Below are 25,496 nucleotides of genomic sequence, written 5' to 3' on the forward strand. Positions count from 1 at the left end.
AGTTACCTTGCGGTTAATTTTTATTCGTTATACTTGAGACTAATTCGTCACGCTCTTTGTTCTCCATAAACTAGAGTGTGACGTTTACCTCAGTTAACAAATTGTAACTTTTTAATAATAAAAATGTTTTGTTTAACACTGCGAGTTCCCTCCATCAAAGGATAACTGCCGGCCAAAGGGATATTGTTATGAGATTACTGCACCGTTTATTAGATAACATTGCTGTATCGAAAAAATTAGGGCTGGGGTTTGGCCTGGTACTGTTATTGACATTTTTCGTCGCCTGGATGGGTTACAGTGGTGTCCAGATGATGATTGATCGTAGCGATAAAGTGGCAATTGCCTCATCACTGACTGATACCCTGTACAAGGCTAAAATTATCCGTCAGGACTTTCTACAAACTGGTAATGAAACGGATTTACAACAATTTGATTCTCTTGTCGAAAAGACACGACAAACACTGACTCAAGAAGCCAAGTTCTATCTGGATGTGGCGGATCAGAAACTCATTAGCGATGCACTATCCGCGTTAGGCCACTATGAAAATGGGTTTAATCAGGTTAAACAACTCAAAACTAATAAAGCCGAGTTGCGTAAAACCTGGGTAGCGACGGGTAATGCTGTTATCAATAATTTTTCGCAGTTGGAGCAGCAACTTACACAACAGGCATCGCTAACCGGTAATTGGCAAGTCGTCATCGGTGCGTCTCAGATAAACCAGCAAGTGGCTATGATGCGTTACTACGTGCGCGGTTATATTTTTGAACCCTCGCAGAAAAACCTTGATGGTGCAAAACAGCAGATCAGCAATATTCAGCAACAAGGTAAAGCGTTGTCGGTTCCCACTGCACAGCAAACTTTGCTGAGTAATGCACTGACTGCGCTTGATGACTATACCGCTAAACTTGACCAGCTAGTTGCCGTGGACAAGCAAATTGAGAATGTTAAATCTACCTTGGATCAAGATGCTACTGTATTGCTGTCCAGTGTGACCGGACTGGTTGATTCACAGTCAGCTAAACGCCTTGCTGATGGCGCTAGGGCAAAAATGCTGGTGATTGCTGTTACCGTACTGGTGTTGTTGCTGGGCATCGGCTGCTCATTGTTGATTTCAAGTCAAATCGTTAATCCGTTACACCTGACGGTGACGGCTGCCAGAAGGATTGCTGATGGCGATTTAACTCACCGTATCGGCAGTGAACGCAAGGATGAATTAGGAACCTTGCTGCGCGCCATGGGGGAAATGAATGACACCCTAAAAGATGTGTTGGGGCAGATTGACGGCAGTGTGGTGCAATTAGCCAGTTCGGCAGAACAGTTATCGGCGGTATCAGAACAGAACAGTGCCGGCATGCAAAGTCAGCGTAGCGAGACCGATCAGGTAGCGACAGCTATCAATGAAATGACTGCATCTGTGCAAGAGGTGGCCGGTAACGCCGAGCAGGCCGCACAGGCGGCAATCGAGGCCGATACTGTGACTTCAACCGGCAATAAAAAAGTGGCTGAGGCCGTGCGACATATCGAGCGGCTATCGGCTGAAATTGCGAGTACCGCTGAAGCGATGTCGGAGTTAAAGGCTGAGAGTGACAACATAGGTTCGGTGCTGGATGTGATTAAATCTGTGGCAGAACAGACGAATCTGCTGGCGCTGAACGCCGCGATTGAAGCGGCTCGTGCGGGTGAAGCCGGTCGTGGTTTCGCAGTGGTCGCCGATGAGGTGCGCAGTCTGGCTAGCCGTACCCAGGCATCCACCGAAGAGATTGAAAAACTGATATCTAACCTACAGCATGGCACACAGGAATCAGTGCAGAAGATGGATCGCAGCCGCGAACTCAGTGATGAGGCCGTTGGTTTGTCACGCGATGCGGGCAATATGTTGAATGATATCGCCCGGGCCGTTGCCAAAATTCAGGATATGAACCATCAGATTGCCGCCGCTGCGGAAGAGCAAAGTGCGGTTGCGGAAAATATCAATCAAAGTGTTGTCCGAGTTCGCGATATCGCAGAACAAACTGCACAAGCATCTGAAGAAACTGCTCAGGCAACTGAGGGCGTAGCATCTTTGGGGATGCAATTGAAATCGTTATTAGGTCACTTTAAGTTATAGCGGTCGCGGCATGCAGGCGACAACTTGTGTTTGTCGCCTGACGCCTTGCAATGATGCTCACGTCTCTACGCGTTGACCTTTGTTCTGCTTCACTATACTGTCCCATCTCTTCCCCAAAATAGGGTTCTGGCTAACTGTTGGGCAAAGGATGTCGATGAAATCTTTACTGCTGCTACTGATGTTGGGTTGTTGTGTGCTGCCGGTATCTGCTAAGGACCCTGTAGCTACGCGCATTGTGGCATTGTCGCCGCATATTGTGGAGCTGCTGTATGCCATTGGCGCCGGTAATGCGATAGTGGCAACCACGGATTTTGCCGATTATCCGGACGCGGCTAAGTCGATTCCGCGTATTGGCGGTAATTATGGTATTCAGCTTGATAAACTACTGACGCTTTCTCCAGACCTGGTCGTGGCCTGGGGCGATGGTAATCAGCCCCAGGATATTGCCAGAATGCGAGAATTGGGTCTGAATCTGTATATCAGCCAGCCTCGACAATTGCAGGATGTGACCACCGAGCTGTTGCAACTGGGCAAGCTTACGGGGCATGACGCAGAAGCTAAAAAAGCAGCAACTGCTTACCAACAGCAACTGCAAGCTATCCGGCAGCAAAATGTGGATAAAACACCGGTAAAGGTCTTCTATCAGTTATGGTCGAATCCATTGATGACGGTGGCAAAAGGAAGCTGGATGCAGCAGCTGCTAGAGGTCTGTCATGGAGAAAACGTGTTTGCTGATGCTGTCACCGCTTATCCGCAGGTGAGTCTTGAAGCGGTGCTGTTACGCCAGCCACAGGTGATTATTCGCACTGCCGAAGCAGGTAATCCGCAGACTGTTAACTGGCAGCAATGGCCCGAAATCCCTGCAGTCAAGCACAAGCAAATTTACACTATTGATGCGGATTTACTGCAGCGGCCAACACCGCGGCTGATCAATGGATTAGAAAAGCTGTGTAGTGTACTGGATAAAGTTCGATAAGTCCGCTTTTGGTGAACATCCCTACCGTTGGGGATAAAGCCTGTCAATGAATAATTTCGAAAATTTATAATTTTACTTAAACATAACCTATTTATTTTTACATGATCACACTTTTAATTTTTGATTAATAAAAAATTTAATTTTTTATTGCTGCTTAAATATTTGAATGGTAAAAGAACGTCGTAAGGTATAATAAATGACTTAAATAAGGGATATAAATCATGAAGAAAGGAGTCTTCTTTGGCTCAACTGCCATTGTTGTTATTTTACTATCTGGTTGTAATATTACCCAGCAATTAAATAATAGTATCAGTTACATTGCTAATGCTTTCAGTTCCCCAAAAGTTCCAGTTTCATATATGAAACCAGCAAATATTGCTGGAGCGGAAGAAATGCATCGGATTGCAGTTATGGAACAGAGAAATGATGGAACAGTCTCATTTGTTGAGAGTAATCTCACTGGCATACGTGTTAATTCTATTCCCTATTTTACATTAGTTGATCGTTCCACTCTCGATAAAATAATTAAAGAACAAAAGTTCAGCGATGGTATGTTAGCTAATAGTGCCACCCGAGTGAAATTTGGCAAACTAAGTGGTGCTGATACAATAGTATCTGGAATTTTAAGCGCGTCAGTTAGCTCCACAAATTACTCTAAAGAAGTTTCGAAATGCTCAGATAGTAAATGCAAAAATTCATATGAAACAACAATTAGTTGTACTAAACGTACAGGTGTGGCTGTATTTGAACCAAAAGCTGTTTCTGTTGAAACTGGACAAATTTTGTTCTCAAAAAATTATACACGTTCAGTTGACAGTGAAAGTTGTACTGGTGAGGGCGATGCGTTATTGTCAGAAAATGAGCTAAAAGGCAGAGCATTTGCGTTAATTGCAGATGATTTTAAAGAAGATGTTGCACCTCACATATTCACAGTTAACGTCGAACTATTTGAGTCTGATGATTCAGATATGAATGATACAGCTGAAAAATATTTTGATATAGCTGTTGAATTGGCAGAAAAAAATCGTATTGATAACGCTTGCAGTATGTTTGCTAAAGCTCAGGGCGAATATGCTTCATCAGTTGCACTTGCTTATAATAATGGCGTTTGCGCTGAATATAGTGGTGACTTAGAAAAGGCCGAGGCTTTTTATAGTAATGCAGAAACGCTAACTCAAGATGTAGATAAACTTAAGTATATAATGGACGGCGAGGATAGACTTAAGGTACGTAATTCTGATATTAAAGTTTTAAGTCAACTCAGTGGCGCTGGTCGTATTTAAACTGTATGTCAATAACAAAAATAAAGCTATTTAGTGGGCTGGTTGTGATAGTGGGTTTTTATAGTACAAACTTATGGGCTTGTAGCTGTAATAATTATTATCCAGAGCGACCAGCCCCTGAATGGGTTACACGCCAGAATGTAACCGACGATAGTTTCTTTAGCGTTGGTTCTACTCAGTGCTCAGGTCTAAAATCATTAGATGAAAAGCGAGCTGACGATGATGCACGCGTAGCCATGACAAAAATGCTTGAATCACGAGTTATTGCTCGTGAGCAGACAACAATAAACAACAATGACGGTGTTGCCAACACTGGTTATCATTCCCAAGTTTCTTTATATAGTAACCAGTTATTGCGTCATGCCGCGATATATGACCGGTGGTCAGATAAAGAGAATTGTGTTGTTTATGCGGCGATATCTGTTTCACAGCAACAAATTATTGAAGCAAAAAGGGAACAGTTGGCAAGACAGCAGTCATTATTAATCGCAAAGCCCATATGTGTGTCTGTCACTGGTGAAAATGTTACATCAGTACGTATGCAGTTAGAATCGTTATTGGTGCAACAAGGATTCAAGTTGTCGACAGTGGGCAACTGTCAGGTGAGAATGAACGCTGACAGTAACACGCTGTTACGTAAAAGTAATCAAGTACTGATACGTATTCAGATGAATATGCAGGAACGACAACAAATTTTGTGGCAAAAGCAATATGATGGCAAAGGCCTCAGTTATTCGAGTACAACTACGGCTGAATTATCTGAGAGAGCACTTAGAGATTGTTTAAGTGACATGACAAAAGATTTGCAAACGCTAAAGTATTCTGAGGTCAAACAGTAATGTCCGGTAAACGGTTAGAGCATGAAATTGGAGGCGTTGAAAGTGTTAGTCAAAGTCATCAAAAGGAAAGATGGTCGACAAAATTATATCGATGGATCATGTTTCTAGCCTTTTTATTAATGGGTTTAGGAAATTGGGTAGACACAAAATCATTATTGACAGAGGGGTATGATGTCTTTGTCGCAAATTTTACTAATTGGACTGAAGAACGTACCATTGGTGGAATTGATGTGGGAAATTACCTTCAATATACTGAACAAAAAATTGGTATGCCACAAGTGGTAAAAACCTCATCCATTGATAGTATCTATGAGTACCGGTATTATAAAAAGCCGAAATTTCTTCTAACCCTTATTGTAAAGGGAGAGAGAATTGAAGCATTAATAGTACATGCCTTACCATTTAATAATCATTTTATAAATGGTTTTAATCCAAAAGTACCATTTAGTTCTTTTTCGCTTAACTACGACAGTATCTTGGTCATATCTAATAACAGTAATGAATATTTTTATGACGATCAAAATTTAATGTATTTCATGATGGACAATCAGCTAGGAAGTAACTATATGAATTTACATTTACTTTCAGGCTTTAGTGAATATGGGCGAGCGCAGATTGAGGAGCAAAAGAAGTTAGTAGAGCTAGATTCGGCTGAAATGCTGGATGATACATCTAAAGCTGTACCTTTAGTTAAATCACTTGCACAGACACCAGCGACATTTTATGCCATTTCAGAATTGGATGGAAAATATGTGGCAGATGCATTATTGACGAGATTTGAGTTCAACGCTTATTTTTAGGGATAGAAAATGCGTAGCATATGGATATTCATAACAGTATTGTTTTTGCCACATGAACTAATGGCTGAAGAGGGCTTTGCTGAATTTAAAAGCGATTACCGGTATCAGCTCTCGCAGTTTTCGAAGCAACAAGTAAATGAATATCAGGAATTTAGAGAGCAATATCTTGCCGAATATGATGCGTTTCGCCAGCAATTAATGCAACATTGGTCTGAACCTGTTCAATCGTCTCCTCGAGAGCGTGTTATTTATAGCAAGGATCTTCAAACTCGTATCCGCATAGATGATATGGCCAAAACGGTTAAAATTGAGTATCTAACCGATCATTTAGTTGATAAAGAAAAGATTTTGCAGTCATTAGAAAAAGATGAAAATACTGCGCGAGAGGTACAGTTTTTATCTCCTGCTTCAATGGTATCAAGTACAATACCAGAGTTAAATTCACAGCAACCATTATCAAAGCAAAAATTAAATTTAATAGTGCAGATCGATAATCAGTATCAGCAATCGATGGCTGCGATAGATAGTAGTGAGGCGACTCCTCAGCAAGTAAAGCAGGAAAAAATGCAGTTGCAATCAGAAACAAATGTTCGTAAACAAAAGTTGCAAAGCCAATTAGATTTAATGAATAAAAAATCCCTCACCTATAAACATATTCAATCACAAACATTGCTTTTACCAAATGATTATGACTATAAAAAAGCCAAACCCTTTTTGAAAAGTTATCAAGAAAAAGTGAAAACTTATGGTTTATCATTACCATTATTATTGGCAATAACTCAAACGGAATCAGCATACGACCCACACGCAACATCTCATATCCCTGCGTTTGGACTCATGCAAATCGTGCCAGCTTCTGCTGGAGTGGATGTTGCAAAAAAAATCTATCAAATTGATACACCGCCAACTGCTAATGATTTGTATCACCCAAAAACTAATATTGACTACGGTGCTGGATATCTTGCCATTCTATGGAGACAGTATCTTGGGGGAATTACTGATGAGGTGAGTAGAAAATACTGTGTTATTGCTGCTTATAATACCGGTGCTGGTAATGTGGCTCGAGTATTCAATAGCAAAGGTAGTCGAAGTTTGAAACAAGCCATGTTTGAGATTAATAAATTAACTCCTCAACAGGTATATGATCGTCTAGAACAACGGTTGCCTTATGATGAAACGAAATTTTATTTAAAAAAGGTTTGCGCGCTGGATAATCGTTATCAATCAGCTATAAAGAATTGGTCGCTTTAATTATAAGGATATAAAATTGTGAGAAAAAATATTATATATATATGGCTTTTTACGTTATTAGGTGCATGTAACAGTACCCCTGCGCCACAGACAAAGCCTTTAGCTGATAATGATTCTGTGCCCAATTGGGTTTTTACTCCTACACAGGAGAATGGCTTAGCATCTTCAAGTTGTGTAGCTTGGGCTGGTAATATGGCAGCAGCGAGAGCCCAGGCCATTGCTAACGCAAAAGCAGATTTAACTCTTCAGATTGAAACAAGAGCTAAAGTTTTAGATAAGGTTATTAACAGTCAACAGCAAAATAACCAACAGATGGAATCTCATTCCAGTTTTACTCAGGTCAGTAAACAGGTTGCCCAACAAAGTTTAATTGGTGCGATACCAAAAGAAGTTGTCTTTGCACAAATAGATAATCAAAAGCAGTTATGTGCGTTCGTTATATTGGAAAATAGTAAAAATATTTTTGATAAGTTGATTAATCAAGCAAGTGTATCTATAGATCCTCAGTCTGAACAAGCGTTGTTTAAAGAATTTCAGATGAAAAAAACTATAGAAGAACTTGAGTCGGAATTAAATAATTAAATTATTTTTTTCGAAATTAAGTTTTTGCAGGAAGGTATTGATTACCTTCCTAGTGTTTTCATAATAATGCACATTCCAATTGGAAAATTCTTGTTTCATTTAGTTATCTAAATAACTGATCCTAATTCTGCTACAGCTCTGCCAATCCATGTAGGTTTCCCGGATAGGGTGAAGCGGTTTCCATAAATCGCCTCACCCTACGTAGCAACTGCCACATCTGCGAACACTTATGATTGCGTGTCACCGTTTCATGAAGTGCATGCCACAGCTTCTCAATTTTATTCACCCAAGGGCTATAAACGGGCTGAAACAGGAGTGTGAACTTGGGATTGTTGCTTAGCCAAGCCTGCACTTTTTTGCTCTTATGAATGATGTAATTATCCACGATTAACGTGATAGTTTTTGCTTTGCGATAGCTCTTCCGAAGCAATTCCATCAGCCTAATAAATAACGCCGAACATTTTGAGTCGCTGCCTACATATTTCACTGTGCCTGTGTCGGCATGTAAGGCCCCCGCAAGATAATATTTTTCGTTCTGGCCAGGTGTTGCCACTAACCGTGGTTTCCCTCGAAAGCCCCAATCTGCACCTATCTTAGGGTTTAAATGGATATCAACTTCGTCTTCATAGAAGACAGGATTATCGGCATTGCAGTTATCCAAAGCCGCTTTAATTGCTGCTAACTTTTCGTCCTTATGTGGGTCTCGAATTCTGAGTGTCGGTGCGGCCCGTCGCCATACTATCCCGAGTTCTGGCATCCATCGGCGTAACGTCGAACTATGAATATGAATTCCTGCATGTTTTCGCAATACTTTGGCGAGCAACTCGGTACTCCAACGACTACGCTGATAGCCTAAATCTTGTGGTGAGCAAGGGATTAGAAAATGTAGCAGCTTCACTATGGCATCGCCGGGTAAGTACGGTGGTTTACCCAGTTCGGCATCTTTCAATCCGTTTATTCCCAGTTCGTTATACTTGCTACACCAGCGATTTACAGAAGAACGAGCCGCGCTAAGCAAGCTTGCGACTGTCTGTCGGGATAGTCCTTGATGCACAAGTAACACAGCATTTGCTCGACGGCTGAAACGCTTATCTTTGCTTCGCTGGACGATTTTCTCTAATCGGCGTCGCTCGGCACGATCAATCAATGTTATTCTGTTCATACTCAGTGTGGGTGTGTGTAAAGTGTGGTTTGGCGACTTATCTGATCGCTCATTTCACACTGAGTTCCCTTCGCAGGTGATCTACACTTCGGAACAGCTATTTAGAAGCTAAAGATCGTCGATTTTGCGCTTAAGCTGATAGCTTTCATCGGTAACAATGCTTTCTAACGTGATGAGACGTTGTTTCATCTCATTCATTTCTTCACGCATTTGGGTCAGCTCCTGCTCCGCTGCGAAAGCACCTTTATGTTGCAGATACGTGTTGGCAATCTTATAGATGATGCCACATACAATGGCGACAACCGCCACTTCAAACGGTCCCATGGTTCACTCCCTGTTTTTATCTACAATGGATATTAAGCAACGCAGATGCCGTATATAAACGATAAATTTCAATCAATTATATAATTAATCACGTTATCTTTAGTTATTTCTCGCAACTATTGCGAGATTTCGTCCACTTTATTGGTTATCAGCGGCTGCTGGATGCCTGCATGAAACTCCAATTAACGTAGCAGATACTTCAGCAACAGCTTTTGCCACCAACGATGATAGGGTGGTTGCATCAATTTTGCTGGGTTGACGCGCTTTTTGCTTAGCACTGTGCGGGCATGGCTAAACTCAAGAAAGCCTTCCCTGCCATGGTAATGCCCCATACCTGAGGGGCCAATACCGCCAAAGGGGGCATCGTCTGCGGCTACATGGTATAGCGCATCATTAATACAGACACCGCCAGAATGAGTTTGCTGTAACAACTGTTGTTGTCGTTGCTTATCGAACGTCAGTAAATAAAGCGCTAACGGTCTCGGTTTTTGTTGAATGTAACGCAGTGCTTGTTCCCAGGATTGGTAACCGATAACCGGCAATAACGGGCCAAAGATCTCCTGTTGCATCACGGCCATGTTGTCAGAGACCTCGGTAAGTAACACTGTAGGCCATTTGCGCAATTGTGTTAGTGCCTCAAGACTGCCTAATGCTGGTACACATTGAGCCCCCTGCACCTGAGCATCATTCAACAGTGTTCGTAATCGCTGATGGTGACGCTCGTTAACAATAAAGCTGTAATCAGCGTTGTGGGCAAAATCTGGGTACATACGGTTGAATTTGAGTTGCCAACACTTAATAAACTCGGCCACCTTGGCATGCGGACACAGCACATAATCCGGTGCCACACAGGTCTGTCCGGCATTGAGCGTTTTCGCATACAACAGCCGCTCAACCGCCAGAGATATTGGCATATCATCAGCGATGATTGCGGGTGATTTACCACCAAGTTCTAAGGTGACGGGCGTCAGGTTGGCAGCGGCGGTGCGCATGACGGCTTTACCAACGTCAGTCGCGCCAGTAAACAGCAAGTGATCAAATGGCAGGGCTGAAAATTCAGCGGCGACGCTGGCATCGCCTTCGATCACCGCTACCTGGGATTCCTCAAATGCCTGTGCCAGCAGTTGCCTTAGTACCCGATTGGTGTGCGGGGTAAATTCAGAAAGCTTCAACATTACCCGGTTGCCTGCCGCTAACGCCGCCACCAGAGGGCTGAGTGACAACATGACCGGGAAGTTCCAGGGCACGATAATGCCGCACACGCCTTTAGGTTGGTAATGAACTTGCAGTTTACTGGGGAACAATAACAGTCCACTGTGGCGTCGCTGTGGTTGCATCCATCGCGGCAGTTGGCGTTGACAATACTTGAGGTTGTTGAGTACCGGCACTACATCGGCCAGCAGGCTGTCATATTCACTGCGGTGACCAAAGTCCTGGCTCATGGCAATGAGTAATTGCGGATATGCGGCTAACAGCGCCTTTTTTAACGCCCCCAAGGTTGCACGACGTTGTGCTAAGGACGGAACAGGCAACGCCTGAAACGCCTGTTGCTGGCGTTGCCATATCTGGAACAGTGTAGTTTCTGATGAGCTGGAAGCGTTAGATGAGTCCATGTCCTATTGCCCGTTTAGCCCGTCTGACAGGATTCATGCTAAGACAGTTCCAGTGAGCTGACAACCGCGAAATGATGTTGATCTTTATCACGGAAAACGCACAGTTCGCTGACTAGACTTATACTTATAGAAGTTGCAAAACCGGCGTACAAGGAGTTGACTATGAATATGAAAGTTCATGGAATTTCCGTTGGTATTGAGAACTATGGCGGTGATGACTTTGTGCTGTTTATCAAAGCAACCGGTACGCTGACCCATGACGATTATGAGTATATGGTGCCGGTACTTGAAGCCGCAATTGGTGGTGTTGTTCAGCCGCAGATCTTTGCCTTGATGGATGTAACAGAGATGGATGGCTGGGAAGCCAGAGCGATGTGGGATGATCTGAAACTGGGACTGAAACATGGCCGGGAGTTTAAAAAGATCGCCATTTTAGGTAATCGTGGTTGGCACGAATGGATGGCCCGCATGGCTGACTGGTTTACGCCTTCGGAAGTGAAGTTTTTCAATGATCGGCAGGAGGCCGTGGTCTGGTTGCAGGAGTAAATAGCAACCCAAAACTAGGTAGTTGCCAGACGGAGTCTCGGCGGCAACCTTGCAATTGATACTCTGGGAAACAATCCCGCAAGGAGGTCATGATGCGCGATAAAGATATCCTATGGCCGACAGATTTTTCTGATACGGCATCTCATGCTCTCAGATACGCCATTGATATGGCGAATCACTACAAAGTGGGATTACGTATCCTGCATGTTGTGGATCAGCCCGTGGCAGATGCTAGCTACCAACTGCTGGTGGTAACACCGGAAGAGTTGGCGGAGAGCATGGAAAAAGCTGCGGCAGAGAGTATGCACAAGCTGCTGGCAGAGCTGGATACTTCGCTGCATGTCGAAACCATCATTCGTCGTGGTGATCCGGTAGAAGAGATCTTAACCGAAGCCAAAGATGCGGATGTTGGGATGATTGTACTGGCAAGCCATGGTCGTAGCGGCCTGAGCCATTTTCTGAATACTAACGTATCGGAAGATATTGCTAATCAGGCAACATGCCCTGTGCTGGTAGTGAAGTAGCTTGAATGTGGATGGAGCCGCGGATTAACGCCACGGTTCCACGCCAGGCAGTCACGGCTATAACCTATCTTTACCGGCAATCATATTGCCGGAGGGAGCGTGCGTATCGGTGTGAGCCAGCGCTTGCTGTGTGAACTTTGCGCTTGTATTTCAGGTGTCTTATCTATTAGCGTTAGTCGATTGAACTTATAACAAAATGTTGGCGCAGCCTTTTGGGGCGCACACAGCGGATGTAGCGCGCCGACCAAAATGAGAAAAGGTGACGCCTAAATGAGAAAAGCGAGGCCCATTAAAGGGCCTTTGCTATTTATAGAACCAAAATAGTATATTTAGATTCTTAATATCCGACTAATCGAGTTGGTTATATTATTAAAATCAACCACGTCTTTTAAACTTTTAACTCGGTTTAAACCATCTTAAATACATATAAAAGCTAGTTGTAAATTTAAAATTTAAACCTCTGCTTCTATTTCAGGTGTTGGAAGTGCCTGCAGACGGATATCGATCCAACGGCCAGCAGGAATATCCAATGGTGCGCCTGCTGTTGCTGGGCCTGTGCTGTAATCAGGTTCGTAGGTTTTCACATCGATGTTGTAAGTGCCATCTGGCTGCTCGACCTGCTCATACTCAACAAACACTTTGATGTTTCCGTTCGCATCAGTGGGTGTATTGATATACCAACCAGTTTGCGCAAATCCACTTGTGCCAGTGATAGTGTAATCACCAACACCATTAACCACTAACGCTGGAGATTGCTGAATAGCTGAGTCATTGGTTTCGATTGAGTCTGCATACAGTTTGATGATTGGGGATGCTGCTTTGATAAAGCCGTTGCTATCAACCGTAGTATTTCCTTTTGAGTATAGTTCTAACCATGGTCCCCATGTTCCACCAATTCTTGTACGTGACCAAAGTTTAGAGGAGGAATTATTCAAGATAAATATTTGAGAGGAATATCCAGATGCCCCTACAGTCGCAAGATTTTGCACGATAAGATACCCCCACGAGGTATCTGACATTGCTACTGGCGCGTTAGACCAATTATTTCCTGAATAAAATCCAGTTTTTAGATTTGCAGTGTTTAGATCAATGCCGCCAGTATTTTTGGCGACAGACTGGCCCAAACCAAATGCGCCAACTTGCATGAGTTCACCACTCTCTTCACCTACATTTTTAAGTGCTGCAGTCCCCCAATTACTTGTATAGCTACTCAGCGTTGGAATGCCAACGCTTGAACCATCAGCCTTTTCTACGCTGATAGTGGCTGCAGTACTGGTCAGCCATTCATTCATGGCGGCATGAGTGTTCGCAGCATAGGTGTTGATATCACGCATCGCTTGGATTGCCGCCTCAAAGCGTCCACCGTTCGGTTGCACGCGCAATGCGCCATTGGTGACCGCAGCGTAAGGCCATGCATCTTGCAATACCAACTGCCACTGACCACCAACTGCTTGCTGCACTCCTTTGATTTCGACTGGCGAGTTATTGCCGAGAATGGCGGCATCGCCAGCCTGCACTGCTGAAGCTGATTCGCCGCTGTTAATGGTAATGAGTATGCCGCCAGCGGCGACTGATGCCTGAGTTGCTTTAATCCACATGATTATGATTCCTCTGAAATAAGGCCCAACAACTGCTCATCGATAACACCTTGAGAAACGTTGATTGTTCTGGATGAGATACGCAGTCGATATGTTCTATCTGAAGTTGTTTGAAGGTTATCTTGGTAGGTCCAGCCATCTGAAATGTTTTCGTTCTCGATGGCATCTGAACCTTCTTGGATACAGTTAAATGAGCCAGCGATTGTTTTCACCATCACCGTGCTCCAAGTCGTTGCAGCACCTATCTTTCGCTCCAGCACTATCGTTACGCTTGGTGTAACAGGTGATACTGGGCAAGTTCCTGCAAACTGGTATTGAGTGCTAAAGAGATAGGAGGCATTGATTGTGATAAGCCCACCATCACTACTGAATGGCCCGATAGTGACTGATGCCGTATCTGTTTTGTCTGTCGATTGATTCTGTGAGGTCAGCGAGCCGAAGAATAGCGTTCCGCGACCACGTAATGCTCCTGCAGTTGTCATATAAAGCGTTGCTGCAGATTCTGTGCAGTTTGATAGATCGCCAACATCAGGGCCAAACCAGAAAATGAACTGAGACGAGCTACCGAATCCTGGAGACATGGCAATCATCTGCCCGTTTAAGTTCTGGATTAAGGTTTTATTTTGCAGGTTTTCGATCATCGCGGTATTCATTAATACCTGACCGTTTTCGACAACAAATGGTGTGGTTACTGCGCTAGTTCCTGTCTCCTGATTCAGAATCGCGAAGCGATTAGCCAGCACATAGAATGAAGACTGTAACCCTTGGTCGGTATTTTCAATGCTTGAGCCAAATCCTGCAGCGTAGTATTTACCATCTTGAGTTACGCCAAGGCTAACTTTCCACATTGCTTGTAGGTTGCCGTCTAAGTCTGCAACCGTCTGCGCTGTCTGCTCAATCGCAGCCGTGTTATCGCCAGTTGTTGATTCCAACTGAGTGATCTGTATTGCTTGGGTTGCTGTTACATTATCAAGTTCAACAATGCGCGATTCAGACTCACCAGCTCTAACCTCAAGCAAAGATGTTCTTTGCACTTGGCCAGCGGTAACCGATTCCTGAACCAGCATCTCTGCAGAAGCATTGTCTTTTTCAACTTTAAGCTGAGCAACTCGCTCTGCCTCGTCAATATCCGTCTGCTGCAAAGTCGTAATCGAGCTAGTGTTGTTCCCAACACTGGTCGTTAGGTTGCTGATCTGCGTTGCTTGAGTGGCGTTGGTTTGCTCTACGCTGGTAAGTCGGCTGTTCTGAGTACCGTCTGACGTTTCCAAGTCAGTGATTGATTGTGCTTGGGCTGATGTTGTCTGATTGAGCTGAGTAATCGAGCTAGAGTTGTTTCCAACACTGGTCGTTAGATTGCTGATCTGCGTTGCTTGAGTGGCATTGGTCTGCTCTACGCTGGTCAGTCGGCTGTTCTGAGTGCCGTCAGATGTTTCCAAGTCAGTGATAGATTGCGCTTGTGATGCAGATGCTTGTTCTAACGTCACAACCCGGCTAGCACTATCTTCTGCACTAGATTCAACAACAGTTAATCGTTCGGCGTTATCAGTAGATGTTGTTTCAACCGTTTCAACTCTGCTATCGATACTGCCAATATTGCTCTCGACAGTACCAAGACGTGAATCAATCTCTGCTCTAGCTGCATCTAATACCGTTATTTTGGCGTCGTACTCAACACCGTTTTGCTGCTGACCAGATATGTCATTCTGCGCAAGGAGCAGTTGCTCTTTGGCATCATCAATTGACTTGTGTGCAGCGGCCAAAGCATCAGCCATTGATGAGCCAGCTTCAGTCGCCAAGGTGATTTTTGAGAGCAGCGCTTGCCCTAGCTGTGACTCAGTAATGCTCTGTGCCAACGCATCCATTAGCGTTGAGTTGTCGCCGCTGGTCTTGGTTTGCACCGGACCAAACCAGGCAGACTGACCATAGTCGTTGGTTGTTTGTGCCCATAAATAATAAGTGGTGTCTGCCATTCTGCCCGTCCACACCACGTTTTTCCCGGTACCGATTAACGTGGCGTTGGCGATGTCATTGGACAAACCGCCTTTAACGTTAAACACGGTACTGGTAGCAGTTGTCACGGTGGTCTGCGGCGTAATGTTTAGTTCAAACAGCGATGCCACCACATCAATACTGGTCACTTCTGGCGCGGTATCTACTGCTAAGGCTAAGGTGGCTGGATTGTTGGAGCGATTGCCGAAGTTGTTTATCGCCCAGACTTTGATGGTGTAATTTCCCGCATCAATACGCGGTACCGCTAGTACCGTGCCACTGATGTTGGCTTGATAGGCGGTAAAGTCGCCCATCACGATCTCTATGCGATAGAGGTATGAAGAAATCCCTCCTGGAGCATCCCACGTTAGCTGACCGAGCTGAGTAGCATCGGCAGCAAACACCTCAAAGGCGAGGTTCTTGGGGGTTGGTACCACGGCAGGATCTGGCAGATTTAATCCTGGTACCAACGGTTTATCGGTATAACTTCCCATCGCATAGTCGTATAGCGCTGCGCCTGTCTGCCGCAGGGTGACGGTAATGGGTTCACCAAAGTCGAGATTGCGATCGATAACCTGATATTCCGCATCAATCCCCAGCCGTGGTAGCGTCAGTTTGACAACGGTACCGACTGTAATGGCAAGTCCTACCATATTTAGTGGCACCACAATCTGTTGCCCAGCGCGAACCAATTCCAGCTTGAGCTTTGCCATCCGTTGCGCCGTATAAACTGACTGTGTGAACGGCAGATCTATATCACTGGCAATGTACTCATCATTATCTTGGGCGCGGTAATAGGATGACTCATACGGCGGAAAGTCGGTCTGCTGATAACTGGAGTCAGGATCAACATAAGTGCCCTTGACTGCATTGAACAGATTGGCGCGTTCATTAAATGGCCGCAGCTCGATATTGCCTGCCACATCGGCTTCGGTAAGCTCGATGGCATATGGGCCTTGGTACACGCCTGCCCATAGGTGATATTGACCACTGATGTAACTCATCATGCCAGCACCAGCAGTTAGTAGCTGGTCCAGCACTGATGTCGGTGCCTGTGCTTGGGTACAGGTACCATTGCACGTGTAACGGGCTTCAGTATCGCCACTGGTGTTATATTGGACTAACTGATCACTGTCGTTTGCTGCGGCTGCAAATGATGGGAAATTGACCTCAGATGGCAGTGCGCCAATCCCCGCTTCAAACAGGGTATAGTCCAGCACGCATAGCGCCCAGTTATCACTCCACGCCCACGTTGAATCATCGTCAACACGCTGGGTACCGCTGCCGCCGTTGGTGCTGTCTTGGCGTGGATCATAAATTGGTTTGCCACGTATCAGGGCTTTGACGTTAGGCAGGCCACTGGTCCAGAAGTCGGGATCGTATTTCAGCCGCACTGCCAGATAGGTGACACCAAAGCCGACATGGGCAGTGGTCCAGTTGCTGCACTCTGCGACAAAATCGGCATCGGCGGCGGTCTGGTCGCCTAGGTGTATCCCCACCCGCGCATGGTCAGCATAGTCTGATGACATCGCGCCATTGGAATACGCCTTTACATCATCAAACCAGATTTCCTCAACGGCATCACACTTGTGAGCAGCCAGCGGCAGGATGAAGTACAGATATTCGTTATCGTCACCCGCCTCGTTGATGTACGTCAGCGAGCCTGACACCATCGCCCGGCCATAGATACTGCGTCGTGCGGCAATGGGGTTTTTGCTCATCTGCTGCTGGCTATATGCATCAGAGCTATAAGCATCGGCAGAGGGAATTAGCGAGTCTTTGATGAACTTACCAGCATCGACTTCCCACCAGGCATTAATCCCCAGCGCATCGAATGCCAGCTTGCCAATGGGTGTACCTTTGAGAGTGCCTTCGATAATGGAACTCATACGTGCCACCCCATTTTAATTGCGGCCCGTGAATAGGCATCCACACCTGACTCTGCCAATGCAAAGCACTGGTTGCCGCCAAATAGCCCCATCACATCCCCGGCAGGCGTTGCCAGCAGCACTACGTCACCCCTCCGCAATTGCAGCGCCGGTACCGAGTTTCCTAACTTGGCGTTAAACACGCTTTGAAGGTCGTTAAAACCCTGTTCACGCAGGCGTTTAAAGGCGGTTAACTGGCTGTCATAGTTACCGCGAAACTCGGCGGCGATGTCGCCAAAGTCAGACTCTTTTGCCAACAGCCAATCAGCCACGAACAGGCAACAGTCGTGGGTGCCCCATTTAAATGGCTTGCCACGGTTTTGGGTAATGTACTCTGCGAACGTCATCATTTTAATGCCGTCCTGGTACTGGTACCGCCGGCGCCACTACCGCTGGCGCTGCTGTTAACGGACGAAGTCCCGCCTGGAATACCCCACTGCAATTCGTGGTCAACCGCCTGAGGGACGAACTCAAAGAACTTATCACCTGGATATTTCGCCTGCTGGTCAGCATCGGTGTAACGGCCATTACGGGCGTTCTTCCAATCGATAGCGCGGGAGTTCACGTTCAAGCTGATTGTTGACGTGTCGCCGTCGGTTAGCTTGGCCACGTCCATACGCCCGGCAAAGATGACATCCCCAGCAATCGGCAGTTGGGTATCGTTATCCAGAATGACCACGGATATGCGCGCTGGACGGTTTTGGTAATACTCGGTGAGCATGGTAGACAGCAGCTCTGACGGAATACCGGAAAGCCCTAGCGTTAATTTGTCTGGGGCAACCTTGCCGTTCTCTTTCACCGAGCCGATTTTTCCCAGCACCCCAATGCCGCGATAATTGATGCCTTCATATACCAAGTCACCGACACCGGAATGCACATAGATGGGACCCGAAGCAAAATCGAGATAGACCAACAGCACTGCCGTGATGTGCTGTTGTCTGAGGGTTTCAATGGCATTGAGAAAATCACTCATCCGTCGATCGCCTCTTCAAATTCAATCGTGAAGTCAGACAACACGCGGGAGTTGGTAGAGCGGCGCGGCAGCTGCTTATCATCAACCAGGCGCATAATAGCCTTCGCCTGAGTGACAGTAATCGCTGCGCCATCCGCAGGAGATTCACGTAATGCTGCGCGAAACTGCAAGGTGCATTTACCCGCGCTGTCGGTAACTGCATCAGCAATCATGATGTGCAGCTGGTTGCCGCACTGGAAATAATCACCGGCATTTAACCAGGTCACTGAAGGAGTACAGTTGCGAATGTTCAGGGTGTTCCCTGTTTGACCGTTACCATCGACAACCGGCGTACCACCGCCATTGCCCATTGGTGATGCAAATGCATGGTCCCACATCTGGATGCGGCCAGCGGTGCCGTCTAATGCGGTTAAGGTACCCAGCAGAGACTGGGCTTTAGCGCGAGTTAATGTGGCGAACGACAGTTTGGCTGACCAGTATGCACCTGGTAGCGTTAAGTCCTGACCACCCGCATTGTTATACGGATTGCGGAAAGTTTTAGTGCGGGTGACCAGCTGCCACACGCACTCTTTTGGATAGACCCCAGATGGAAACGTCAGCACTGCCACTGCTGCAAACTCCGCCAATAAAAAAACCGTGATCCATTGTCGCAATCACGGTCATTGGGAGAATTTGAAAGGCTTCTGGGTTAGAAGTGATAACCACCGTTAATTCTTGTATCTAATATCGGCACTATAAAATTACCATCTTCCCAAATTATTTGCCCTTGATTATGCGGTTCGAATCTACCCCATCCTCTAGGGTTAGTTCTTTTATTAAGAGATGCATCATCTATGATGTCATTATTAAATAAGTCATCAAGCGCCGCAAAAAATAAGTTTGAATGCTCCTTGTTTTCATACTCCCCACCCAATCTTAAATATAGTTTCATGGGACTTAAACCTTGATGCTCCAATTCGTATTTATCTGTTACACCAGCATTTGATAATTCTGCGACCCTTTCTCTATACATCTTTGTTATTTCATCAAGAACTTTCTGTGTTTCAAACATTTAATCATCCTTTGATTAATGAGTTTAAAAACATCTTACAAATGCAATCATTATTTATCTAGTAGCCGTCCATGCTTCTCCGCGCATATTCATGTTTTCAACTACTGCAGCGGTTGTGAATTTAACAATTTGCGGAAGCAAATCTTGCACTTCGCTAACCTGCGATTCTTTCTGTACTACAATCGTTGGTGAAACGGTCAGATTTAACTGATTAGCTCCTGCATTTCCGCCTTTGGCATAGTCCACCATATATTCAAAATTATCGCGTTGTTTTGGGTTAAGCACCATTTCACCCTGGCGTAGCAAGTATGTACCTTCATCACGGTTAAGTGGTAGACCATCGTGGGCAATACCAACGATTGAAAGCGTTTCTGCCAGCGCTGCCGTCGCTCCCATCCCTGCCATCGCTGGAATTGAGTTGCCACCGAATGATGCCAAAGATGCCATAGCCGCTGCTGGAGCATAGGCTGCTGCAATACCTGTCCCTGTCTCAACAGCAATCGCCTGGTTCGTCTGAGCACCTGAAGATGCAAACATCTTATCCATTGCAAACATCACCGCTTTTCTAGCTGCCCATTCGACCATCATTTGCACGATTGACTTGGCAACACCTCTAACAGTTTCTTGCACTCCATCACCAAAGTTTTTGGCTTCAAACAGAGCATCCGCAGTGGCAGCGCCTATGCCACTTGTCATTCGGTCAACTGAGTCTTGCCACATCTGGTTCCAGTTGAACGATATACTGCTATTAATATCTGTCATGGCAGTAGCATGGCGTTGCTGTTCAGCCTCTATAAGCGCATTTATTTCAGCACGTTTTGCAACTTCATCCTCTGGCGTATTTGCCAACTGCGAATTGAGAGTATCTAAGTTATTAGTGTGAGTCTGATTCTCAGCATAAGCCGGATCTAATTGATTGCGCAGCTGACTATAAGGGGTACTCGCTTCATACTGATTTTTTAAGTTAGCCAGCAAGCGGGTGCGTTCCGCCAATGGGACGTTGGCTTTTTCAAAATAGTCTTTGAGCAGCTTTTCTTGATCAGCGTACTGCTTGGCAGCAACGGTTACCGGGTCGATATTTCCAAGTAACTTTTGCAGAACTGCGGCACGTTCATCTTCAGCCTGCTTGTTCTTTTTAGTTTGCTCTTCCGCTGCCTTTTGAGCATCTAAGTCAGCGGCAGCCTTAATCAGCTTTTCTTTCATTGGCTGATCTAATTTTTGCAGCGACCCTGCCTCAATTTCATAGAATAACTTTGCCGATTCTGAGGCAGAACCATATAACGTGACTTGCTTTTGCAAGTTCGACAGCATCGATTCAGCCTGCTTGGTTAACGCTGGATCTGTTTTTGGGGCATCATTGCCACCACCTTGCCACTGAATATTGTTGAACGTATTGCCCTGGATCTTCGCCATGATTTGCTGCATGGTTTTGCTGATGGCATCGCGTTCGTTTTCCAGCTGTTGCCGCTGCTGCTTTAGGCTATCAATTTGCGACTGGACATCAGCGTACTGGCCTTGACCATACTGGCGGTTGCTTTCGAGTTTTTGGATCTTCTGGTCTATATCATTAATGCCTGATAACTGCAGTTGATACTGACTTTGCAAAGCCCGAATCTTACTGTCCAGCTGCGTGCGGGTTAGGTCATTGATATTTCCCAGTAACGATTTAACCCTGTCATCGATAATGCCAACGTTATCTGCTGCATTGTTGGCACCACTACTGAATGCTACCCAACCTGTAGCCGCCATTAAGATCAACCCAGGCCAACCACCGAGTAACGAAGTAACCCCGGTGTATGCACGCGAAGCGATAGATGCTTCTGCTGTGGCCGCTGCCACTGCAGCTCTAGCTTTGGCTAAGCGTTCTTCAGCCACGACGGCTTGGCCTGCGGTATAAACGGAAGCCCGGAGCGCGGTTGCTCGTGCGAGTTCAGCTTCAGCCTCTTTAACAGCAGCGGCTCTGGTGCGTTCACTCGCTACAGCGTTATTGATCAGGCTGATCGTATGAGCCCCAACAGCGACAGTGCCACGGGCCATTGCTACGGCCATAACTGTTTCAACTGCTGTCGATACAGTACCAACATTATCCGCAAAGGTTTGCATGACTATCGCGCTGGTTTTGAGTATTGGCGCGAGTGAGTCATTGATAGGCTGTTCGTAGGCCACTACCATCTGCTGATAAGCATTCTTGTTATCGCGGTACATGGCTGATAAGTTGTCGCCGGTTTTCGCGGCGGCACCTTGATATTCATTCAGCGCTTTAATGAGGTAGTCCCGGAACATGGCGCTGGTCATCTGTCCGGCAAGTACCATCTTACGGATGCCACCAGCACCCACGCCAGCCGCTTTGTCCATCTTATTCATCAATCCAGGCAATGGCTCCATTACCTGGTTAAAGTCTTCTGCTTTAATGACTGGGCTAGCTAGCGCCTGCGATAAGCCGTACATTGCCTGACCAAGCTGCTCAGAGCTGGCACCTAACGCACTTTGTACGTTACTCATCCCTTCAAGAATAGATCTGGCCTGACGCTGGTTAACCAATCCGGCATCCTGCAAGTTCAGCAGACCGGCATAACTGTCGCCAAGTGCCGTTATTTCTTTATGGTGCTGTTTGGACAGTTGGATCAAGTATGCCTGGTTATCGGCATACGCAGCTTCGGTACCGGACAATTGTTGCAGACGGGTACGCAGATCCTGAAATGCCATCAACTCCTGACTGGCAGAACTGGCAAGTGTTGCCACGCCCATCGCCGCGAAAACACCGCTGACAGATTTGGCGATAGTGGAAAGTTTTAACGCAGTTTGTTGGCCTTGCTGTTCGAGGGTCTGCAACCCTCTGGCCGCATTACGACTGGCACCCTGTGAAGTGTTAAGTTCTCCAGATAGCTGACCAATCTCTTTTTTAGCACTATCAACGACCGTAATAAATTGACGGCCATCCGCAGTGAGTTTGACAGAGAGTTTAAGATCATTCATCAGCGTTTTAACCTGTCGTTAAATAGGGATTTAACCGTGTTTGCAATCAGTCTCAGGCGGCGATAATCCTCTGCAATAAACTGGCGTTCTGCCATCTCTGCATCTGCCTTTACTGCTGAGATGTCTAATCCTTCACAGATTGGACCTTGCCAGCGCAACATATCCTGCACTTGTAGCCACCACTCTATTGCCGCCTTATGTTCATCCCAGAACACGATGGGCGGCTCAGGCTCTTCTTCCTCTTGGCCCACGATCCCGAAGCCAGCAATCTCGGCATCCAGTTCCCGCTGTTCAGATTCGCTGAGTTCTGGTGCACGGGAGTACAGTTCCCGCACACCTTCCGTTAGTTTTTTCTCGCGGCCTCACCACTCGCCGCTTGGCGATAGGCGCGTAATGCTGCATTGGCAAACGGAGGCCAGTTGTATAAGGCTTCGCGATTGTCTGGTGTATCAGTCATATCAGTACCATCTGCACAACCAATACCTGACCATCCCTTAATCGCTTCATCAAAGAAGTCTTTAGGGCTTTTATTAAGCAGCTCAATATATTGGTCATCCGGCAACAACTCTAAATCAAAGCTGATTTTGTGCTGCTCAACGTCGCCGTTATTCGCTGCAACAAACAGCGTGGCAGGCCAGTTTTTAACGGTTCGTTTCGTGGTAAATACAAAGCTCATGGATCGTTCCCTAACTAAGCGGTACGCCGCAGTGCGGCGTCCTGGTTATTTGGTGGTGATGGTGTCGCCGTTGGAGATCACGTTCATGTCGATCTCATAGGTCAGCGTGCCATCCTGGTCGCCATAGACTGGACGCTTGAGACTGACGCGGGGGACATCATGCACAAACTGATTCAGCGCAGGTCCATGTGTCAGTGATGTTGCAACTTCCGTGGTGTTTTCTGCCAGGGTAAATGGGTCCCAGTCAGCGATGTCCGGTGCTTCCATCACGATTTTCAGCGTCGGTTTATAGTCGGTGATTTCCACCTCTTCATGGCCGACATACTCCTGGTGAATGACTGAGTTGGCCTGGTCGTACTCGTAGGAGATCAGTTTGTAGGCAACCCCACCGATGGTGAATGCAGAATTCTGCACGCCTACTTTGACTGGCTTCTTCCACTTAGTGAAATCCAGTCCTGTCGGCAAAGCTACGCCTGTAACAGGCGAGAACAAACCAGTGAAGGTGAACTTAAAACTCGGCAGCTCTTTGGCTTTAATAGAAAAGCTAAATGTACCCCGTGCCCCGGTAAGTTTATGCAGTGCCCCGTGGTAGTAGAAATAGAGTGTTAATGATCCTGCGGCATCATCATCAATGGCTGCTACCACATCAGATGCTCCGGGAGTTACTGACCGCAAACAAGCTTGCAGTAACTTGCCGTACTCCGGGGCAACGTTAGCAGTACCTGAGCCTGCCACATCTACCGCAAACTCTACGGTGCCATAAATCTCTGTTGCCAACTCGATGGCGTTGCCAAGGGTGCCATCGTCATAACTCAGGCTGGTGTTATCACCGGCCATTGGGGTGATTTTAACGTCACGCCCCAGCAATGCTGAGGGCGTACCACCGTCAACAGCATCAACGCCGTAAGTAGCTTCCAGCGCGAATACCAAAACCTTTTTTCGTGTCTTGCGCATAGTGTTAAACGCCTACGGCGTCCTCCGTATATTGGGTGATAAATCTGTCTACCCAGGCGACTATGCCTGGACGTGATGGTTGCAGCTGGCCACCACCAAGATACAGCGGCTCATAGTCATCATCAGGTGTCCAACCATAGAGCAGGTCGCGGATTTGTTGACGGTCTGCCGTGATGTCTGGCTGCGCATTGTTGCGTGCTGGCACCACCAACAGCACACCGATGGTGCTGGTGATCTCATGCCGATATAGCCCGGTACCGTCCACCAGTTGTCCTGGTTGTTCCGCCATCTCGACAACGAACAAGGTTTTACGCGGCACGTTTTTATCGCCCAGATCGCTCAGTGCCATCAGTCCTTCAACATCGGAGAACTGGGTCTTGAGTCTGGCAATCACCAGCTGTGCTACGGAAATCATAAGAAGCCACCTGAGTTACCACGGGCCCAGATACTTCCAGCCGATTGCATCTCGGCAGTGTCGCTGCTTTGTGGGATATCAGTTTCAGGTAAACCGAGTGTCACGGTGCCGGTGCTGAGTTGGGTCAGCAGCTTGATGGCGTCGTCATGACGCTTGGTTACCTGGTCAGTTGCGCGTTCGTCATAGAGGTAATAACGGGTCAGGTCACAGCAAATTCGGTTAAGCACCCCTGGCACGGTCGCTAACGGCAATGGGTACTTGGCCGCGATATAACCTTCAATGGTGGCAGCAGCATCTGCCAGCGCACTATCCAGCACAGTGCTGTCAACGCTGCCGGTGTTACTTCGGTCGGTAAGGCTGATTAACTCATCCTCACCAAACCGATTCACCATATCTGCCAGGGTTGCATAGTCCATTATTCAGCTCCGGTACCTGTGTCGTTGTCGGTTTCAGCCCTGGCATCAGTATCAGCCGGTGCTTGCACAGGAACGGCCAGGATAGCTTCGCTTAATTGGGCTTTGGTCATGGTGGCAGTGCCGGTGATACCTAAGTCTTTTGCTAAGGCTTTGAGCAAATCTACCTTCATAAACTTCAGCTCAGTCACTTTGCCGTCGGCATCTGCAACACCTGCGATAACGCCATCAACCATCTTTACATCTGCACCCACGACAACAGCGTCCACGGTCCCTTGCGGGTTATCCGTTTGGCTTGCGACAGCCTCAACTGATACAGACAGACGGGGATCTTTTTTGATGTGCGCCATCTGAGCTTCACTGATTTGAGTATCGGTAAACTCGTTATCACCTTTCTTAAAAGACAATCCAGCGCGGCGATAACCATCATGCGCGATGTTCTTAACAATGATTTTGGACATAACATTGGTTCTCCTAATCCCTGGGCGCTATCGATGTGCGCCCAGGGTAGTGAG

The 25,496-nt window shown here is 46.4% G+C and carries 25 protein-coding genes; 9 read left to right on the plus strand and 16 right to left on the minus strand.

All coding sequences use genetic code 11. From position 1 onward, the window contains the following. Positions 1–188: 188 nt before the first annotated feature. The 7 genes from KDN34_RS02810 (at position 189) to KDN34_RS02840 (ending at position 7,839) form a co-directional block, all read left to right on the plus strand. The gene (locus KDN34_RS02810; protein ID WP_212595426.1) at positions 189–2,108 is read left to right on the plus strand and encodes a methyl-accepting chemotaxis protein; all 1,920 of its coding nucleotides are present in this window, start codon (positions 189–191) and stop codon (positions 2,106–2,108) included. A 154-nt stretch (positions 2,109–2,262) separates the two neighbouring features. Next, positions 2,263–3,084 (plus strand): cobalamin-binding protein, encoded by an 822-nt coding sequence (locus tag KDN34_RS02815; RefSeq protein WP_212595427.1) that lies wholly within the window; start codon positions 2,263–2,265, stop codon positions 3,082–3,084. Between the two features lie 221 nt (positions 3,085–3,305). Continuing rightward, entirely contained in the window at positions 3,306–4,367 is a 1,062-nt protein-coding gene (locus tag KDN34_RS02820; RefSeq protein ID WP_212595428.1) for a CsgG/HfaB family protein, read from the plus strand. A 5-nt stretch (positions 4,368–4,372) separates the two neighbouring features. After that, the gene (locus KDN34_RS02825; RefSeq protein ID WP_212595429.1) at positions 4,373–5,206 is read left to right on the plus strand and encodes a hypothetical protein; all 834 of its coding nucleotides are present in this window, start codon (positions 4,373–4,375) and stop codon (positions 5,204–5,206) included. Next, complete coding sequence (locus KDN34_RS02830; protein WP_212595430.1) at positions 5,206–6,006, plus strand: ETEC_3214 domain-containing protein; 801 nt, start codon at positions 5,206–5,208, stop codon at positions 6,004–6,006. The genes KDN34_RS02825 and KDN34_RS02830 overlap by 1 nt, the downstream gene beginning before the upstream one ends. Positions 6,007–6,015: 9 nt before the next feature. Further along, a complete protein-coding gene (locus KDN34_RS02835; protein ID WP_212595431.1) occupies positions 6,016–7,257 on the plus strand; it encodes a transglycosylase SLT domain-containing protein in 1,242 nt (413 codons plus the stop codon). 18 nt (positions 7,258–7,275) lie between these two features. Continuing rightward, entirely contained in the window at positions 7,276–7,839 is a 564-nt protein-coding gene (locus KDN34_RS02840; protein WP_212595432.1) for a hypothetical protein, read from the plus strand. 130 nt (positions 7,840–7,969) lie between these two features. On the opposite strand, the gene KDN34_RS02845 is transcribed toward KDN34_RS02840, so the two are convergent. The 3 genes from KDN34_RS02845 to KDN34_RS02855 form a co-directional block, all read right to left on the minus strand. Then, complete coding sequence (locus KDN34_RS02845; protein ID WP_212595433.1) at positions 7,970–9,001, minus strand: IS630 family transposase; 1,032 nt, start codon at positions 8,999–9,001, stop codon at positions 7,970–7,972. 108 nt (positions 9,002–9,109) lie between these two features. Further along, positions 9,110–9,325, minus strand: coding sequence for a hypothetical protein (locus KDN34_RS02850; RefSeq protein WP_212595434.1), 216 nt, complete (start codon positions 9,323–9,325; stop codon positions 9,110–9,112). A 182-nt stretch (positions 9,326–9,507) separates the two neighbouring features. Further along, positions 9,508–10,938 carry a coniferyl aldehyde dehydrogenase gene (locus tag KDN34_RS02855; RefSeq protein ID WP_212595435.1) on the minus strand — a complete coding sequence of 477 codons (1,431 nt, stop codon included), beginning with the start codon at positions 10,936–10,938 and terminating at the stop codon, positions 9,508–9,510. A 162-nt stretch (positions 10,939–11,100) separates the two neighbouring features. Between KDN34_RS02855 and KDN34_RS02860 the strand changes: the two genes are divergently transcribed. Further along, on the plus strand, positions 11,101–11,484 hold the full coding sequence (locus tag KDN34_RS02860; RefSeq protein ID WP_212595436.1) for a SpoIIAA family protein: 384 nt from the start codon (positions 11,101–11,103) through the stop codon (positions 11,482–11,484). Between the two features lie 92 nt (positions 11,485–11,576). Continuing rightward, positions 11,577–12,008: a universal stress protein gene (locus KDN34_RS02865; protein WP_212596499.1), complete on the plus strand. Its 432-nt coding sequence runs from the start codon at positions 11,577–11,579 to the stop codon at positions 12,006–12,008. Between the two features lie 452 nt (positions 12,009–12,460). Here KDN34_RS02865 and KDN34_RS02870 read toward each other — a convergent pair whose 3' ends face one another. From KDN34_RS02870 to KDN34_RS02930, 13 genes are all read right to left on the minus strand, one after another. Then, positions 12,461–13,606: a pyocin knob domain-containing protein gene (locus KDN34_RS02870; RefSeq protein WP_212595437.1), complete on the minus strand. Its 1,146-nt coding sequence runs from the start codon at positions 13,604–13,606 to the stop codon at positions 12,461–12,463. A 2-nt stretch (positions 13,607–13,608) separates the two neighbouring features. Continuing rightward, complete coding sequence (locus KDN34_RS02875) at positions 13,609–17,484, minus strand: phage tail protein (protein ID WP_212595438.1); 3,876 nt, start codon at positions 17,482–17,484, stop codon at positions 13,609–13,611. After that, positions 17,481–17,873, minus strand: coding sequence for a DUF6950 family protein (locus tag KDN34_RS02880; protein WP_212595439.1), 393 nt, complete (start codon positions 17,871–17,873; stop codon positions 17,481–17,483). The genes KDN34_RS02875 and KDN34_RS02880 overlap by 4 nt, the downstream gene beginning before the upstream one ends. Next, a complete protein-coding gene (locus KDN34_RS02885) occupies positions 17,870–18,496 on the minus strand; it encodes a hypothetical protein (RefSeq protein ID WP_212595440.1) in 627 nt (208 codons plus the stop codon). Before KDN34_RS02885 ends, KDN34_RS02880 begins: the two co-directional genes overlap by 4 nt. Next, positions 18,493–19,122, minus strand: a complete 630-nt coding sequence (locus KDN34_RS02890; protein ID WP_228730402.1) for a hypothetical protein — start codon at positions 19,120–19,122, stop codon at positions 18,493–18,495. The genes KDN34_RS02885 and KDN34_RS02890 overlap by 4 nt, the downstream gene beginning before the upstream one ends. A gap of 62 nt (positions 19,123–19,184) precedes the next feature. Next, positions 19,185–19,547, minus strand: coding sequence for a hypothetical protein (locus KDN34_RS02895; RefSeq protein WP_212595441.1), 363 nt, complete (start codon positions 19,545–19,547; stop codon positions 19,185–19,187). 54 nt (positions 19,548–19,601) lie between these two features. Then, positions 19,602–22,523, minus strand: a complete 2,922-nt coding sequence (locus KDN34_RS02900) for a tape measure protein (protein ID WP_212595442.1) — start codon at positions 22,521–22,523, stop codon at positions 19,602–19,604. Then, the gene (locus KDN34_RS02905; protein WP_212595443.1) at positions 22,523–22,858 is read right to left on the minus strand and encodes a hypothetical protein; all 336 of its coding nucleotides are present in this window, start codon (positions 22,856–22,858) and stop codon (positions 22,523–22,525) included. Before KDN34_RS02905 ends, KDN34_RS02900 begins: the two co-directional genes overlap by 1 nt. 8 nt (positions 22,859–22,866) lie before the next feature. Then, positions 22,867–23,199: a hypothetical protein gene (locus tag KDN34_RS02910; RefSeq protein ID WP_212595444.1), complete on the minus strand. Its 333-nt coding sequence runs from the start codon at positions 23,197–23,199 to the stop codon at positions 22,867–22,869. 45 nt (positions 23,200–23,244) lie between these two features. Then, entirely contained in the window at positions 23,245–24,153 is a 909-nt protein-coding gene (locus KDN34_RS02915; protein WP_212595445.1) for a hypothetical protein, read from the minus strand. Positions 24,154–24,157: 4 nt separating this feature from the next. Then, positions 24,158–24,568, minus strand: coding sequence for a phage tail terminator protein (locus KDN34_RS02920; protein ID WP_212595446.1), 411 nt, complete (start codon positions 24,566–24,568; stop codon positions 24,158–24,160). After that, positions 24,565–24,984 (minus strand): gp436 family protein, encoded by a 420-nt coding sequence (locus KDN34_RS02925; protein ID WP_212595447.1) that lies wholly within the window; start codon positions 24,982–24,984, stop codon positions 24,565–24,567. The genes KDN34_RS02920 and KDN34_RS02925 overlap by 4 nt, the downstream gene beginning before the upstream one ends. Then, entirely contained in the window at positions 24,984–25,442 is a 459-nt protein-coding gene (locus tag KDN34_RS02930; protein WP_212595448.1) for an HI1506-related protein, read from the minus strand. The genes KDN34_RS02925 and KDN34_RS02930 overlap by 1 nt, the downstream gene beginning before the upstream one ends. Positions 25,443–25,496 lie beyond the last annotated feature (54 nt).

The sequence above is a fragment of the Shewanella yunxiaonensis genome (assembly GCF_018223345.1).
Taxonomy (GTDB): Bacteria; Pseudomonadota; Gammaproteobacteria; order Enterobacterales; family Shewanellaceae; genus Shewanella; species Shewanella yunxiaonensis.